Source organism: Cohnella laeviribosi DSM 21336 (genome assembly GCF_000378425.1).
In the GTDB taxonomy this organism is placed as follows: Bacteria; Bacillota; Bacilli; order Paenibacillales; family Paenibacillaceae; genus Cohnella; species Cohnella laeviribosi.
The window spans coordinates 16,199-32,297 of the sequence record NZ_KB899816.1 but is presented as its reverse complement, the minus strand read 5'-3'; the positions used below and the strand labels follow the sequence as shown (position 1 = coordinate 32,297).

The window sequence follows — 16,099 nt, the reverse complement described above, 5'->3', positions numbered from 1 at the left end:
ACGGGACGCTTGTCCCTTTTGCGAGTTCAGGCTCTGGCTGAACCTGTCGACATGCACCTCCTTGCGTCGGTCGCAAGGAGGTTTTTTTATGCCTTCATCGCCAGCGGGAGGGTTCGTTATGCAAGAGTTCCAAAACGTGATCATGGATGAATCCGCAATCCGGCGAGCGCTCACCCGAATCGCCCACGAAATTGTGGAGAAGAACAAAGGAATCGAAGGCTGCGCGCTGGTCGGCATTCGGACGCGCGGCGTATTTCTGGCCCGGAGGATGGCCGAGCGGATCCGGGAGATCGAGGGACAACCGATCGACGTCGGCGAGCTGGACATCACGCGGTACCGGGACGATCGGCCTTACGATCCCGAATCGGCCGCGGGAGCGTCCGGCATCGTAAGCGAAGACGGGAAGACGGCGCTGGACATCCGGGACAAGCGGATCATTTTGTTCGACGACGTGCTTTATACGGGCCGTACGATCCGGGCGGCGATGGACGCGCTTATGGATTGCGGCAGGCCGAAGGCGATTCAACTTGCCGTTCTGGTCGACCGGGGGCACCGGGAGCTGCCGATTCGGCCGGATTACGTCGGCAAAAACGTTCCGACCTCCAGACAGGAGAAAATCGAAGTATCGCTCAAGGAAGTGGACGGGGCCGATTGCGTCACGATCCTGCACCCGCGCGAGGCGGAACTGGAAGTGTAGACGAACGTCGATTCGAGGAGGACCGTTACGCGTATGACAACCTGGATCTTAAACGGTTTGGCGGTAAACCCCGAAACGGGGGCGCTTGAAAAAAAGCATTTGAAAGTGGAAAACGGCAAAGTGGCGGCATGGGCGGACGGCGCGGACAGCCCCGATACGGAGGGAGCGGAAGTCATCGACGCCGAAGGCAAGCTGATTTCGCCCGGCTTCATCGATATGCACGCGCATCTGCGGGAGCCCGGATTCGAATATAAGGAGACGATCGCAACCGGCACGCTTTCCGCAGCTAAGGGCGGCTTTACGACGATCGCCTGCATGCCCAACACGCGCCCGGTAACGGATTCTCCGGAGACGGTGCGGCTGGTGCTGGAGAAAGCGGCAAGCGAAGGCGCCGTCAAGGTGCTGCCTTACGCCGCGATCACGAAAAACGAGCTCGGCCGTGAGCTGACCGATTTTGCCGCGCTTAAGGAAGCGGGCGCGATCGGATTCACCGACGACGGGGTCGGCGTACAGAACGCCCAAATGATGAAAAATGCGATGGCGCTGGCCAAATCGCTCGGCCTGCCGATCATCGCCCACTGCGAGGACGATTCGCTTGTCGAAGGCGCGGCCGTCACCGAAGGCGCCTTTTCCCGCAAGCACGGCCTGAAAGGCATCCCGAACGAATCCGAAGCGATTCACGTCGGGCGGGATATTTTGCTCGCGGAAGCGACCGGCGTGCATTATCACGTATGCCACGTCAGCACGGAGCAGTCGGTGCGGCTGATCCGTCTCGGCAAGTCCGTCGGCGTCCGGGTGACGGCGGAAGTGTGCCCGCACCACCTGGTGCTCTCCGACGAAGACATTCCCGATACGATGGACGCGAACTGGAAGATGAACCCGCCGCTGCGGACGCCGCGGGACGTCGAGGCCTGCATCGAGGCGCTCGAAGACGGCACGATCGACATCATCGTCACCGACCACGCCCCGCACAGCGCCGAGGAGAAGGCGAAAGGGCTCGAGCGAGCGCCGTTCGGCATCGTCGGGTTCGAAACCGCGTTTCCGCTGCTCTATACGAAATTCGTCAAAACCGGCAGATGGACGCTTTCGTTCCTGCTCAGCCGCATGACCCGCGATCCGGCCCGCGTGTTCGGCCTCGAGGCGGGAACGCTCGCGCCGGGAGCGCCGGCGGACATTACGCTGATCGATCTGGAGCGGGAGCGGGAGGTCGATCCCGACACGTTCGTTTCGAAAGGACGCAACACGCCGTTTGCCGGGTGGAAACTGTACGGATGGCCGGTGCTGACGATGGTGGACGGCAAGGTCGTCTGGAGCGAACGCGCATAGGAAACCGGCAAGGAATCCGGCGACAAGAAGCGGAGAAGACTTGAGGAGGAAAAGGGATGCAAGCGAGATTGTTACTGGAAGACGGCACGCTGTTCACCGGTCTCGGATTCGGCGCCGAGGGCGTTTCCACCGGTGAAGTGGTGTTCAATACAGGCATTACCGGATACCAGGAAGTCCTGTCCGATCCTTCGTATTGCGGGCAAATCGTCACGATGACGTTCCCGCTGATCGGCAACTACGGCATCAACCGCGACGACTTCGAATCGATTCGCCCGTACATTCACGGGTTCGTCGTGCGCCGCCACGAGCCGGTGCCCAGCAACTGGCGGGCGCAATATACGCTCGACCGGCTGCTTAAGGAATACGGCATCATCGGCATCAGCGACATCGACACGCGCATGCTGACCCGCATTTTGCGCCGCCACGGCACGATGAAGGGCATTCTCACGACCGGGAGCGAGCGTGTGGAGGAGCTTCGGGAACGCCTTGACGCTTCCCCGCTGCTGCGCGATCAGGTGGCCCGCACGTCGACCAAGCAGGTCTTTTCCAGCCCGGGCCGCGGCGAGCGGATCGTGCTGATCGACTACGGGGCCAAAAGCGGCATCCTGCGCGAATTGACGCAGCGCGGCTGCGACGTCGTCGTCGTTCCGCACAATGTCACCGCCGACGAAATCCGCCGGCTGCATCCCGACGGCATCCAGCTCTCGAACGGCCCCGGAGATCCGAAGGACGTGCCGCATGCCGTGGAAACGGTCCGCCAGCTCCTCGGCGAATATCCGATTTTCGGCATTTGCCTCGGCCATCAAATTTTCGCCCTTGCCTGCGGCGCGGACACCGAGAAGCTGAAATTCGGCCACCGCGGCGGCAACCATCCGGTCAAGGAACTCGCAACCGGACGCTGCTACATCACGTCGCAAAACCACGGCTACACGGTCAAGGAAGATTCGATCCAAGGCACGGAGCTGACCGTCACGCACATCAACAACAACGACAAAACGATCGAAGGCTTGAAGCATAACCGCTACCCGGCCTTTTCGGTGCAGTACCATCCGGAAGCGGCTCCCGGACCGTTCGACAGCAGCTATCTGTTCGACCAGTTCCTGGAGATGATCCGCGACCACAAGCGCAACAACCCCGAACGTCCGCGTCAGGCGCAGCTGGCGGAGACGCTGAGAGGAGAGCTGCAATATGCCCAAAAATAAAGATCTCAAAAAAATTCTCGTCATCGGCTCCGGTCCGATCGTGATCGGACAAGCGGCGGAATTCGACTACGCCGGCACGCAAGCTTGCCAAGCCCTGAAGGAAGAGGGACTTGAAGTCGTTCTGATCAACAGCAATCCGGCCACGATCATGACCGATACGAACATGGCCGACAAAGTCTATATCGAGCCGATCAATCTGGAATTCGTATCCCAGATCATCCGTCAGGAGCGTCCGGACGGCCTGCTTCCGACGCTGGGAGGGCAGACCGGCCTGAACATGGCGGTCGAGCTGGCCCGCGCCGGCATTCTGGAGCAGGAGGGCGTCAAGCTGCTCGGCACGCAGCTGTCGGCGATCGAACGCGCGGAGGACCGCGACCAGTTCCGCGAGCTGATGCGCGAGTTGGGGCAGCCGGTGCCGGAAAGCGCCATCGTCACGAGCGTGCAGGAAGCGGTGGATTTCGCCAATGAGATCGGCTATCCGGTTATCGTCCGCCCGGCCTACACGCTTGGCGGCACGGGCGGCGGCATCGCCCAGACCGAAGAAGAGCTCCGCGAGACGGTCGAAAGCGGCATTCGCTACAGTCCGATCGGCCAATGCCTGATCGAGAAATCGATCGCCGGCATGAAGGAAATCGAATACGAAGTGATGCGCGACGCGAACGACAACTGCATCGTCGTCTGCAACATGGAGAACTTCGACCCCGTCGGCGTCCATACCGGCGACAGCATCGTCGTCGCGCCGAGCCAGACGCTCTCGGACCGCGAGTATCAAATGCTCCGCTCCGCGTCGCTGAAGATCATTCGCGCGCTGAACATCGAAGGCGGCTGCAACGTGCAGTTTGCGCTCGATCCCCATAGCTATCAATACTACGTCATTGAAGTCAACCCGCGCGTCAGCCGCTCCTCGGCGCTCGCCTCCAAGGCGACCGGCTACCCGATCGCCAAAATGGCGGCGAAAATCGCCATCGGCTACACGCTCGACGAAATCGTCAATCCGGTTACGGGACAGACGTACGCCTGCTTCGAGCCGACGCTGGACTATATCGTCAGCAAAATCCCGCGCTGGCCGTTCGATAAATTCGTCTCGGCCAACCGCAAGCTCGGCACCCAGATGAAGGCGACCGGCGAAGTGATGGCGATCGGCCGCACGTTCGAAGAGTCGATCCACAAGGCGGTCCGCTCGCTGGAAATCGGCACGCACCGCCTGCTGCTCAAAGGCGCGGACGAGATCGAGGACCAGACGCTGCGCACGCGGCTCAGCAAGCCGGACGACGAGCGGCTGTTCCTGGTCGCCGAAGCGTTCCGCCGCGGCTGGCCGCTTCAGGAAATTCAAGACCTGACGCGCATCGACTGGTGGTTCCTGGACAAAATCGAACGGATCGTCAAGTTCGAGGATGTCATCCGCCGCGAGCCGGGACTGACGTTCGAGACGCTCCGCCAAGCGAAGCGCCTCGGGTTTACCGACCGCGCGATCGCCGAGCTGCGCCGCGAAGGCCAGGGAGCCGGCGCCGCGCATACGACCGAAGCGGATGTGCGCGAGTACCGCCTGCAGCAAGGGCTTAAGCCGGTCTATAAAATGGTCGACACCTGCGCCGCGGAATTCGAAGCTTCGACTCCGTACTACTATTCCACGTACGAAACGGAGAACGAAGTGCTTCCGAGCGACAAGGAAAAAATCGTCGTGCTCGGTTCCGGCCCGATCCGGATCGGGCAAGGCATCGAATTCGACTATTCGACGGTCCACGCCGTATGGGCGATCCGCAACGCCGGATACGAAGCCGTCATCATCAACAACAACCCGGAGACGGTTTCCACCGACTTCAATACGTCGGATCGGCTGTACTTCGAACCGCTGTTCTTCGAAGACGTCATGAACGTCATCGAGCAGGAAAAGCCGATCGGCGTCATCGTCCAGTTCGGCGGCCAGACGGCGATCAATCTGGCGGGCCCGCTCGCCCGCGCCGGCGTGCGCATCCTCGGCACCTCGCTTGACAGCATCGACGAGGCGGAGGACCGCAAGCGGTTCGAGGCGCTGCTTCGCCGCCTGAACATCGCCCAGCCGAAAGGCACGACCGTCACTTCGGTCGACGAGGCGGTAGGCGCGGCCCGTGAACTCGGCTATCCCGTGCTCGTTCGTCCGTCCTACGTGCTTGGCGGGCGCGCGATGGAGATCGTCTACTCCGACGAAGAACTGCTCGCTTACATGAAAGAAGCGGTGAAAATCAATCCGGAGCATCCCGTCCTGATCGACCGCTACATGCTCGGCAAAGAGATCGAAATCGACGCTATCTGCGACGGGGAAACGGTGCTGATTCCGGGCATCATGGAGCATATCGAGCGCGCGGGCGTCCACTCCGGGGACTCGATCGCGGTGTATCCGCCGCAGTCGCTGTCCGAGGACATTAAGAAGCAGGCCGTCGATATTACGATCCGCATCGCCAAGGAACTGAAAACGGTCGGTCTCGTCAATATCCAATTCGTCGTCTGGAACGACAAGGTTTATGTGATCGAGGTCAACCCCCGCTCGTCGCGGACGGTGCCGTTCCTCTCCAAAGTGACGAACGTGCCGATGGCGAACCTGGCGACGCGGGCGATCCTGGGCGAGAAGCTGGCCGATCTCGGTTACCGGGAAGGGCTGTGGCCGGAAGACGAGCATGTATCGGTCAAAGTGCCGGTCTTCTCGTTTGCCAAGCTGCGCCGGGTCGACCCGACGCTGACGCCGGAAATGAAATCGACCGGCGAAGTGATGGGCCGCGATCGCCAGTTTGCCAAAGCGCTGTATAAAGGCTTGCTCGGCGCCAACATGAAAATCCCGTCCTCCGGGTCGATCATCGCGACGGTAGCCGACAAGGACAAAGCGGAAGCGGTCGAGATTTTGCGCGGCTTCTACAACCTCGGCTACAAGCTGCTGGCGACCGGCGGCACCGCCGAAGCGCTGGAGAAAGCCGGCATGCGCGTGACGCGGGTCAACAAGCTGAGCGAAGCTTCGCCGAATATCGTGGACCTGATCCGCTCCGGACAGGCTCAATTCGTCGTCAACACGCTGACGAAAGGCAAAACGCCGGAACGCGACGGATTCCGCATCCGCCGCGAAGCGGTGGAAAACGGCGTCGTTTGTCTCACGTCGCTGGATACGGTGCGGGCGCTGCTGACGATGCTGGAGTCGCTGCGCTTCTCCAGCGAGCCGATGCCGGTCCTGCAACCTTAGAAACGAGCTTATGCCCGGTCTTTCCGCCGATGGAGGCGGAGATCGGGCTTCTGTATGGACATTTTTTCAACGCGGACGAAAGGGGCTGAATGGGTTGACGACGGGCCTGACCCGAGAACAGGCGGCCGCCAAGGTGATGGTGGCGCTGGACAAGCCGGATGCCGAATCGGCTTTGCGCCTCGCAGACGCATTGCAAGGAACGGGCTGCTGGATGAAAGTCGGGATGGAACTGTTTTATGCGGCGGGCATCCCTGTCGTACAGGGATTGAAGAGCCGCGGCTTCAACGTGTTTCTTGACCTGAAAATGCACGACATTCCGAATACGGTGCGCGGAGGGGCAAGAAGCATAACGCGTTTGGGCGTGGACATGTTCAACGTGCATGCGGCGGGAGGCATCGCCATGATGAGCGCTGCCCTGCAGGGAGTGAAGGACGCGTTGGAGGCGGGCGACGCGGCTTCCGAGCCGATCGTCATTGCCGTCACGCAGCTGACGAGCACGAGCCAGGCTATGCTGAACGAGGAGATCGGCATTGCCGGCACGATCGAAAACGCGGTCGTCAACTACGCGCGGCTGGCCAAACGGGCCGGACTTCACGGCGTCGTCGCTTCGCCGCTTGAAGTTCAGGCGATCAAAACCGCCTGCGGTGCGGATTTTGTAACGGTGACCCCCGGCATACGGCCGCGCGGCGCGGATGCAGGCGATCAATCCCGCATCACCACGCCGAAAGATGCCGTCCGGGTCGGAACCGATTATCTCGTCATCGGACGGCCGATCACCGGCGCTCCGGACCCGGTCGCCGCGTTTGAATCGATACTGGAGGAGATGAGCGAATGACAGCTGTATCTATCGACCGATTGCCGAACGAAATCGCCAAGGCCCTGCTGAGCATTCAGGCCGTATCGCTTCGTCCGCACGAACCGTTCACGTGGACGTCCGGGCTCAAATCCCCGATTTACTGCGACAACCGGCTGACGATGTCGTATCCCGAAATTCGCGAGCGGATCGCCGAAGGGTTCGCCGCGATCATCCGCGAGCGCTACCCGGATTGCGAAGCCGTAGCCGGGATCGCAACCGGCGGCATTCCGCATGCCGCCTGGGTCGCCCAGAAGCTGAACCTGCCCATGCTGTACGTGCGGGACAAAGCCAAGGGCCACGGCAAGACCAACCAGATCGAAGGCCATTTTACGCCGGGGCAAAAGGTCGTGCTGATCGAAGACCTGATTTCCACCGGAGGCAGCTCGCTCAAAGCGGCCGTAGCCGTGCGGGAAGCCGGCTGCACCGTCCTCGGCGTTGTCGCCATTTTTACGTACCAATTCCAGAAGGCGGCCGACGCGTTCGCCGCGGAAAACATTCCGCTCGACACGCTGTCGAACTACACTGCGCTGATCGCAGCCGCCCTTGAAAACGGCACGATCCAAGAGAAGGACGTCGAGCTCCTGAAGTCCTGGCGCGAAAATCCGGAAGGCTACGGCGTTTCGTAACGCAGCATCGTCCGGTTCTCCGCCGAACGCGGCTTGTTTTCCGGCTGGAGCCGTTTTTTCGGATCGTTTTGGCGACGATCGGCACAGGCGACAATGCGGTGTTCCGGATGACGCGATATTCAGAGGAACAATGCGAAACGTGCCGCCGGAAAAAGAAAAGGTCCGGTCAATCGGCCGGACTCGCGGTTAGGCTTTGGCATCCAGGGCGGAAAGCCATTTTTCGATGCTTTTGTTGATGGCGGCGATTTCGGCGGCATTCGGGAGGGGAATTTCGGCATCGGTGAGCCGGTACTTGTTTTTCAGGGTCAAGATTCGCCGCACGCTTTCGTCAATGCGGGCTTCGGTCAGCCTGCCGTTCCGGACGGCGCTGCGCAGCGCTTCGAATACCTGCCGCTCGTTGTCGTAGCCGTGCGCGACCAGCACGATGTCGCTTCCCGCATCGATGGCCGCGACGGCCGCTTCGGCCAGGCCGTATTGTTTCGTAATGGCGCCCATCGTCAAATCGTCGGTCATGACCACGCCATCGTAGTTCATCTTCCCGCGGAGCTGCTTGCCGACGATGATGTCGGACAGGGAAGCGGGCGCGTTCGGATCGATGCGCGGAAACAGAATGTGCGCGACCATGACGGCATCCGCGCCGGCTTTGACCGCAGCCTGAAACGGGATCCATTCGAGCGCGGCAAGCTGCTCGGACGACTTCCGCAGCACGGGCAGATCGAGATGGGAGTCGACGGACGTATCGCCATGGCCGGGAAAATGCTTGACGACGGATATGACGCCGCCTTTCGAAATCCCGTCCATTTCGGCCAGACCGAGTTCGGCGACGATTTTGGCGCTCCGGCCGAACGAGCGGTCGCCGATGACGGGGTTGTCCGGATTGCTGTCGATATCCAGCACAGGGGCAAAGTTCATGTTGAAGCCCGTTGCCCGCAGCTCCCGCGCCAGCAGGGAGCCCATTTGCCGGGCGAGCTTGGGATCGCCTTTGCGGCCGACGGCGCGGCTTGAAGGCATGGCGGCAAACGCGTCGGGAAGCCGGCTGACCCGTCCGCCTTCCTGGTCTGTGCTGATGAAGAGCGGAACGGGATTGCCGGCGTTGGCGGCTTTTAGTTGATTGACCAGGCGTACGGTGCCGTGGACGCCGCTCACATTGTCGGCGTACAGAATCACGCCGCCGATCCGATCCTCCCTGATCATCCGCTTGGTCTCATCGTCCAGCTTCTTGCCTTCGAAACCCGCTATAATCAGTTGCCCGATTTTTTGATCCAGGGACATGCCTGCGATGCGGGCGGCGCCGGGGCTTTCCGAGGGAGATGGCTCCGGTGAGGCGGGAGCCGTTCCCCGCGCGCATCCGGCAAGGAGCAGGAAGGCAACCAGCGCGCCTGTCCAGATCCGGCAATTTTGTTTCATGTCGGCGACCTCCTTTTGTTTTGGCGGAAATGAAAACGAAGAAGCCGTCGGTAGGCGACGGCTTCTATTCTTATTTATTCGGGAGCTGGAACGAGCTTTTGAGCGAGACGATCCGGTTGAAGACAAGCTGCCCCGGCTTGGTGTCCTTCGGGTCGACGTTGAAGTAGCCGTGGCGGAAAAACTGGAATTTGTCGTGGGGGACGGCATCCTTCAGCCCCGGCTCGACAAAGCCCTGCAGCTTCGTCAGCGAGTTCGGATTGAGGCGCTCGAGGAACGAACGGTCGTCGCCCTCTTCGCCGTCGGTGATCAGCGGCTCGTACAGACGGAATTCCGCCGGCACCGCGTGGGCCGCATCGACCCAATGGATCGTGCCCTTCACCTTGCGTCCGGTAAAGCCCGAGCCGCTCTTTGTTTCGGGATCGTACGTGCAGCGAAGCTCCACGACTTCTCCGGCTTCGTTTTTGACCACTTCTTCGCATTTGATGAAGTAGGCGTGCTTCAGGCGCACTTCGTTGCCCGGGAACAGGCGGAAATATTTGCTCGGCGGATTTTCCATGAAGTCGTCCTGTTCGATGTAAATCTCGCGGGAAAACGGAATCCGGCGGCTGCCCATTTCCGGATTCTCCGTGTTGTTCTCCGCTTCGAGCCATTCCGTTTGGCCTTCGGGATAGTTGGTGATGACCACTTTGAGCGGGCGAAGAACGGCCATCGTGCGCAGGCACTTCAGCTTCAGGTCTTCCCGGATGAAATGCTCCAGCATTTGCTCGTCCACGACGCTGTTGCTGCGGGCGACGCCGATTTCGCGGCAGAAGGCGCGGATCGCTTCGGGCGTGTAGCCTTTGCGGCGAAGACCGGAGATGGTCGGCATGCGCGGATCGTCCCAGCCGTCCACCGCTTTTTCGTCCACGAGCATTTTCAGCTTCCGTTTGCTCATGACCGTGTTCGTCAAATTCAGCCGCGCGAACTCGTACTGACGGGGAACGTGCGGCATTTCGGTTTCCCGGATGACCCAATCGTAGAAAGGCCGCTGATCCTCGAACTCTAGCGTGCAGATCGAGTGCGTCACCCCTTCGATGGCATCCTCCAGCGGGTGGGCGAACGCATACATCGGGTAGATGCACCATTTGTCCCCCGTGTTGTGGTGCGTCGCATGAACGATTCGGTAAATGACCGGGTCCCGCATGTTGATGTTCGGAGACGCCATGTCGATTTTGGCGCGCAGCACCTTGGCCCCGTCGGGAAACTCGCCATTTTTCATCCGCTCGAACAGGTCGAGATTTTCTTCCACGGAACGGTTGCGGTAAGGGCTCTCGATCCCGGGCTGCGTCAGCGTGCCCCTCGTCTCGCGGATTTGATCCGCGCTCTGGTCGTCGACGTAGGCCAGCCCCTTGCGAATGAGGAGTTTGGCGCGTTCATACATCTCCTTGAAATAGTCGGAGGCGAAAAACAATCCGTCCCAATCGAAACCGAGCCACTGGACGTCCCGCTTGATCGCTTCGACGTATTCGGCGTCTTCCTTGACCGGATTCGTATCGTCGAATCGCAGATGGGTCCGTCCCTTGAACTCGTCGGCAAGCTCGAAATTGAGGCAGATCGACTTGGCGTGGCCGATATGCAGATAACCGTTCGGTTCGGGCGGAAACCGGGTGACGACTTCCTTCACGCGACCGGCGGCAAGATCTTCGATGACGATGTTTTTGATGAAGTTCGATGACGACATTTTGCTGTCCAATCCGACCAACCTTCCCTTGAAAACTCTTGTTATTCCTTCATCATACACAAAATAAGCCCTTCTTATAAAGAGGAAAGCAAAAAATTAACCGGCTCCGGCCGCGGTGTCGACTCGTGTCTTCCAAACCGTTCCGGCGATCTCTCATATTTCTCATAAAAAATTGTTAAAGACGGTAACTTTTCTTGTGTTTTAATCGTTATATTGGATGAGAGATTTTGGGAAAGATCTGCATCTGCCGTCAAGTTTTGCTATGGAAAAACAGGGGGGAACAAGAACATGCTGTCATGGTTGCCGCGCAAAAAAAGCCCGGAATCTCCGGCTTCGATAGATAACGCCGAAGATCGGCATGCCGCCGCCGCTTCCGGGGAGCGGGACACGCCTTCGGAGCCGCTGCTGACGGTGCGCGGGGTGGAGCGCTCGTTCGATGTCGGCGGCCAGAAGCTGCGCGTGCTGAAAGGAATCGATCTCAAGCTGTACCCTAAGCAGCTTGTCATGTTAAAAGGAAGATCGGGCTCCGGCAAAACGACGCTCATGAACTTGATGGGCGGATTGGATACGCCGACGGCCGGCGAAATTTTTTTTCAGGGAAGACCGCTTCACAAGCTGGACGACAACAAGCGGACCGAGATTCGGCGCCGGGACATCGGGTTCATCTTTCAGGCCTACGCGCTGCTGCCGCTGCTTTCCGCCTATGAAAACGTCGAGCTGACGCTGCGGATGGCAGGGGTCCCGAGATCCCAATGGAAAAAACGGATCACCGAATGCCTGGATATGGTCGGCCTGTCGAAGCGGATGCACCATCGGCCTTCCGAGCTGTCCGGGGGGGAGCAGCAGCGGGTCGCCATCGCCAAGGCGATTTCGCACAAGCCGAGCCTGCTGCTCGCGGACGAGCCGACGGCCGAGCTGGACTCGCAGATGGCCGCGCATATCATCACGGTGTTTCGGCACATCGTCGAGACGGAAAACGTCACGATTTGCATGACGACACACGATTTAACCATATTGGAGGTAGCGGATCATGTCTATGAAATGGTGGACGGCGTATTCGTATCGAAGTGAGTTGAAGGAGCCGTGGCGCCGCAAACGCCGCAGAACGGCTTCGGCCTTGGCCGTTATATCCCTGTCCGCGGTTCTCGCCGGCTGCTCGCTGCTGCCCGACGAGCCGGAGGAGGAGGATTTGTCGGCGATTCAACTGCCGCAGATCTCGAAGAAGCCGGAGTATGAAGTGACGACCAAAACGCTGGAAACGAAGGTTCAAGCTTCGGGCAAAATCATGTCCCAGCAAGAGAAGACGCTCTATTATACTTCATCTGCATTGGAAGGCAAACGAATCAAAAAGCTGTACATACAAACCGGCGACGTCGTCAAGGCGGGGCAAGTCGTCGCGGAACTGGACGTGGAGGACTTGAAAAAATCGCTGCGCACGCAGCAGCTGCAATTCCGGAAGCTGGAGCTTGACATGAAAAACACGCTGCGGCAAAAGGACGAGATGGATCCGCTCGAATTCGAACAGAAACAGATCGACTTCGAGGAAGCGCGCCAAGCGCTGGCGGATCTGCAGCAAGACATCGCGGCCGCCACGCTGACCGCCCCGTTCGCAGGGACGGTCGTGTCGGTCAGCGTCGAGGAAGGCGCCGCCATCAAAGCCTACGATCCGATCGCGGTCGTGGCCGATACGAGCCGCCTTGTGGTGGCCGCCGACTTCAGCAAGGACAACCTGGAGAAGATCGCCGTCGGGATGGAGGCGAACGTATCCATTAACAATGTCGGCGAGCTGAAAGGCAAGGTCAAGGCGCTTCCGGAGCCGTCCGCAGGCAGCGGCAACGGCAGCGGAAACGGACTACCCGGAAACGGGGGCTCCGGCGGGGCGAAAACCGACAAGCCGAGCAACTACCTGCTCGTCGACGTTCCCAATCTGCCGGCCAAGGCGACGAGGGGAACGCCGCTTACGGTGTCGGTCGTCGTCAACCGGAAGGAGAACGCCGTCGTCATTCCGACCTCCGCGCTTCGCACGATCGGAGCCAGGACGTATGTGCAGGTCGTGGAACCGGACGGCAGCAAACGCGAGGTCGACATCGAGGTCGGCCAGCAGACGGCGACGGACGTGGAAGTGCTGCAGGGCTTGAAGCCGGGGCAGAAAGTCGTGGGGCGGTAAGGCATGAGCGCGCTGATCCGTTTTTTATTCCGTAAAATGTGGAACACCCGCTGGCTTACGCTCAGCACGTTGGCCGGTTTGCTGGTGGCCGTCGCGTTTACGACCAGCATTCCGATGTATGCCGACGGAGCGCTCAAGCGGGTCGTTGCCCAATCGCTCCAGGACAACAGCCAAGGACTTCCGGCCGGGTCGCTGCTGATCCGTTACCAGTCGACCGACGGGAAGACGGACCTTGAAGGCTTCGGCAATGTCGACAAGTACATTAACGAAGAGGTGCCCGCCGCCATCGGCTTTCCGGTCGAAGTGTCCCAGCGGAGCCTGACGCTGCGCAACACGCAGGTGACGCCGGAGGACCCGACCAAGGTCGACGCCAGCCGGACCCGCACGATGACCATCGCTTCCTTCAGCGGCCTGAAGGATCAGACGGAGCTCGCGTCCGGACGCTGGTTCGCCGACCGGGCGGGCGCCGACGGCACGCTGCAGGCGGTCATGATGGAAGAAGCGATGTTCCGCAACGACCTTCATGTCGGAGACGTGTTGCTGTATCCGATTTACGGCGGCCTGAACCTTACGCTGCGGGTGGAAATCGTCGGCGCCTACAAGCCGAAGGACGAAACCGGCGCGTACTGGTATCAGGGCCTCGACAGCCTGATGAACACGCTGTTCATCTCCGACGAGGCGATGCTTGAGGATCTGGTCCGCAAGCAGAAGATACCGCTTCAAACGGCGAACTGGTACACCGTGTACGATTTGCGCGACATCCAGACGAGCCAGCTGGCGCCGCTCAGCAGCACGCTGAGCCGGATCGATATCGAGGTGTACCAGAAGCTGAAGGATACGCGGGTCGACCTTTCCTTCGCCGACATGCTCGGGGAATTCCGCCGCGACAGCCTGCAGATGCAAACGATGCTGTTTATGCTGGCGGCGCCGATGATTGCGATGGTGTTCTATTTCATTGCGATGAACGCCCGCCAATCGCTGGAGAAGCAGCGGTCCGACATCGCGGTGATGCGGAGCCGGGGCGCCGCAACGAGGCAGATCTTCATGCTGTTTCTGCTCGAAGGGGTTCTGCTCGGCGCCCTGTCGCTGATCCTGGGGCCGATGATCGGATGGTTCATGGCCAAGAGCATCGGTTCGGCCAGCGGTTTTCTCGAGTTTGTCAACCGCAAGGCGATCCCGGTCGGCTTCGGCACGGACGGGATTCTGGCGGGACTTGCGGCCGTTCTCGTGGCGATCGGCGCGGCTGTGATCCCGGCTATCGTGTTCACGCGGACCTCGATCGTCGATTACAAGCGGATGATGGCGCGGACGGACCGGCCGCCGGCATGGCAGCGCTGGTTCCTCGACGTCGCGCTGCTCGCCGTCGCCGCCTACGGCTGGTATCTGTTTAACGAGCGGCAGATGGTTTCGTTCAAAACCGGCGTGACGACGGACCAGCTTAACGTGCAGCCGTTCCTGTTCTTCGTGCCGGCGATCGCGATCTTCTCGGCGGCGCTCGTCTTTTTGAGGCTGTTCCCGCTGCTGCTCAAGCTGTTTAACTGGCTTTGGAAAAAATTCCTTCCGGTTCCGCTGTACTTGACGCTCACGCAGTTGTCCCGCTCATCCAAATCGTATTACCCGCTGATGATTCTGCTGATTTTGACGCTCGGGCTCGGCGTGTACAACGCCTCTGCGGCCCGTACGATCGGCCTGAATTCGGAGGAGCGGATTTTGTACAAATACGGGACGGACGTCATTGTCAAGACGAGCTGGGAAGCGAATGCCGAATTCGCGCCCCCGTCGTCGGGCGGAGGCTCGGGCCAGGGCGGCGGGCAAGGGCAAGGAGGAGGCCAGGGACAAGGCGGCGGTCCCGGTGCGGGCGGAGGCGGACAGACGCCGACGGTTACCCGGATCAATTACAACGAGCCGCCGTTCGAAGTGTTCCGCACGCTGCCGGGCGTCGAGCACGCCGCCAGAGTGCTGCAGACGAAAGCCAATATTACGATTTCGGGGCGGTCGGCGGGGCAGGGAACGGTCGTCGGCATCGACAACGTCGATTTTGCCCGGGTCGCCTGGTTCCGCGACGACCTGTATCCCGCGCATCCGTTCAAGTATCTCGCCGTCATGGGCAAAGCGCCGGAATTCGCGCTGGTCAGCTCGAACCTGGCGAAGAAGTACAACTTGAAGACAGGCGATTCGGTCAGGGTCGTGCTGCAGGACCAGCCGGTCGAATTCGTGGTCGCGGCGATCATTCCGTATTGGCCGGGCCAATATCCGGATCAATCGCCGTTCATCGTCGCCAACCTGGACTATATCTACGACCAAGCGCCGCTTATGCCCTACGAGGTGTGGCTGAAAATGCAGCCGGACGCCAAGACGGCCCCGATCATCCCGGTGCTGCAGGAAAAGGGCATACAGATCGCCTCGATCGACGACGTTCGCAGCGAGCTGATCGCCCAAGCCAAACATCCCGCCCGCGGCGGCGTGTTCGGCATTCTGAGCCTCGGCTTCCTGGTGACGGTGATCGTGTCGCTGTCCGGATACGTTCTGTTCTGGTTCTTCAATCTGTCCGGGCGGATCGTGCAGATCGGGATTTTGCGGGCGATGGGGCTGTCGCGAAGGCAGCTGACCGGCATGCTGCTGCTCGAGCAGATATTCACGGCCGGGCTGTCCATCGGACTTGGCATCGGCATCGGCAAGCTGACGAGCCTGCTGTTCCTGCCGTTTCTGCAAACGACCGACAATGCGGCGAACCAGGTGCCGCCGTTCCGGGTCGTGTTCGACAGTGCGGACGATATCCGGCTTTACGCCGTCGTCGGCGTCATGATCTTCATCGGTATAGTGATGCTCGTGACGCACATTCGCCGGTTGCGGGTGCATCAGGCCGTCAAGCTTGGAGAGGAGCGTTAGC

The 16,099-nt window shown here is 60.5% G+C and carries 11 protein-coding genes; 9 read left to right on the top strand and 2 right to left on the bottom strand.

Translation table 11 applies throughout. The annotated features are described in order from the left end of the window. Nucleotides 1-118 precede the first annotated feature (118 nt). The 6 genes from pyrR (at nt 119) to pyrE (ending at nt 7,915) form a co-directional block, all read left to right on the top strand. Entirely contained in the window at nt 119-697 is a 579-nt protein-coding gene (gene pyrR, locus F560_RS0107790; RefSeq protein WP_019005159.1) for a bifunctional pyr operon transcriptional regulator/uracil phosphoribosyltransferase PyrR, read from the top strand. A 33-nt stretch (nt 698-730) separates the two neighbouring features. Beyond that, on the top strand, nt 731-2,023 hold the full coding sequence (locus tag F560_RS0107785) for a dihydroorotase (RefSeq protein ID WP_019005158.1): 1,293 nt from the start codon (nt 731-733) through the stop codon (nt 2,021-2,023). A gap of 56 nt (nt 2,024-2,079) precedes the next feature. After that, the gene (gene carA / locus F560_RS0107780; protein WP_019005157.1) at nt 2,080-3,225 is read left to right on the top strand and encodes a glutamine-hydrolyzing carbamoyl-phosphate synthase small subunit; all 1,146 of its coding nucleotides are present in this window, start codon (nt 2,080-2,082) and stop codon (nt 3,223-3,225) included. Next, entirely contained in the window at nt 3,212-6,433 is a 3,222-nt protein-coding gene (gene carB / locus F560_RS0107775) for a carbamoyl-phosphate synthase large subunit (protein ID WP_019005156.1), read from the top strand. The genes carA and carB overlap by 14 nt, the downstream gene beginning before the upstream one ends. A 94-nt stretch (nt 6,434-6,527) precedes the next feature. Further along, entirely contained in the window at nt 6,528-7,268 is a 741-nt protein-coding gene (gene pyrF, locus F560_RS0107770; RefSeq protein WP_019005155.1) for an orotidine-5'-phosphate decarboxylase, read from the top strand. After that, nucleotides 7,265-7,915, top strand: a complete 651-nt coding sequence (pyrE, locus tag F560_RS0107765) for an orotate phosphoribosyltransferase (RefSeq protein ID WP_019005154.1) — start codon at nt 7,265-7,267, stop codon at nt 7,913-7,915. The genes pyrF and pyrE overlap by 4 nt, the downstream gene beginning before the upstream one ends. A 186-nt stretch (nt 7,916-8,101) precedes the next feature. Here pyrE and nagZ read toward each other — a convergent pair whose 3' ends face one another. Further along, nucleotides 8,102-9,322 (bottom strand): beta-N-acetylhexosaminidase, encoded by a 1,221-nt coding sequence (gene nagZ / locus F560_RS0107760; RefSeq protein WP_019005153.1) that lies wholly within the window; start codon nt 9,320-9,322, stop codon nt 8,102-8,104. A 70-nt stretch (nt 9,323-9,392) separates the two neighbouring features. Further along, nucleotides 9,393-11,042: a glutamine--tRNA ligase/YqeY domain fusion protein gene (locus F560_RS0107755; RefSeq protein ID WP_425393279.1), complete on the bottom strand. Its 1,650-nt coding sequence runs from the start codon at nt 11,040-11,042 to the stop codon at nt 9,393-9,395. Between the two features lie 288 nt (nt 11,043-11,330). On the opposite strand from F560_RS0107755, the gene F560_RS0107750 reads away from it, so the two are divergent. From F560_RS0107750 to F560_RS0107740, 3 genes are read left to right on the top strand one after another with little or no spacing between them, the layout of a single operon-like run. Beyond that, the gene (locus F560_RS0107750) at nt 11,331-12,113 is read left to right on the top strand and encodes an ABC transporter ATP-binding protein (RefSeq protein WP_019005151.1); all 783 of its coding nucleotides are present in this window, start codon (nt 11,331-11,333) and stop codon (nt 12,111-12,113) included. After that, nucleotides 12,073-13,209, top strand: coding sequence for an efflux RND transporter periplasmic adaptor subunit (locus tag F560_RS0107745; protein ID WP_026298150.1), 1,137 nt, complete (start codon nt 12,073-12,075; stop codon nt 13,207-13,209). Before F560_RS0107750 ends, F560_RS0107745 begins: the two co-directional genes overlap by 41 nt. A 3-nt stretch (nt 13,210-13,212) precedes the next feature. After that, nucleotides 13,213-16,098: an ABC transporter permease gene (locus tag F560_RS0107740; protein WP_019005149.1), complete on the top strand. Its 2,886-nt coding sequence runs from the start codon at nt 13,213-13,215 to the stop codon at nt 16,096-16,098. Nucleotide 16,099 lies beyond the last annotated feature (1 nt).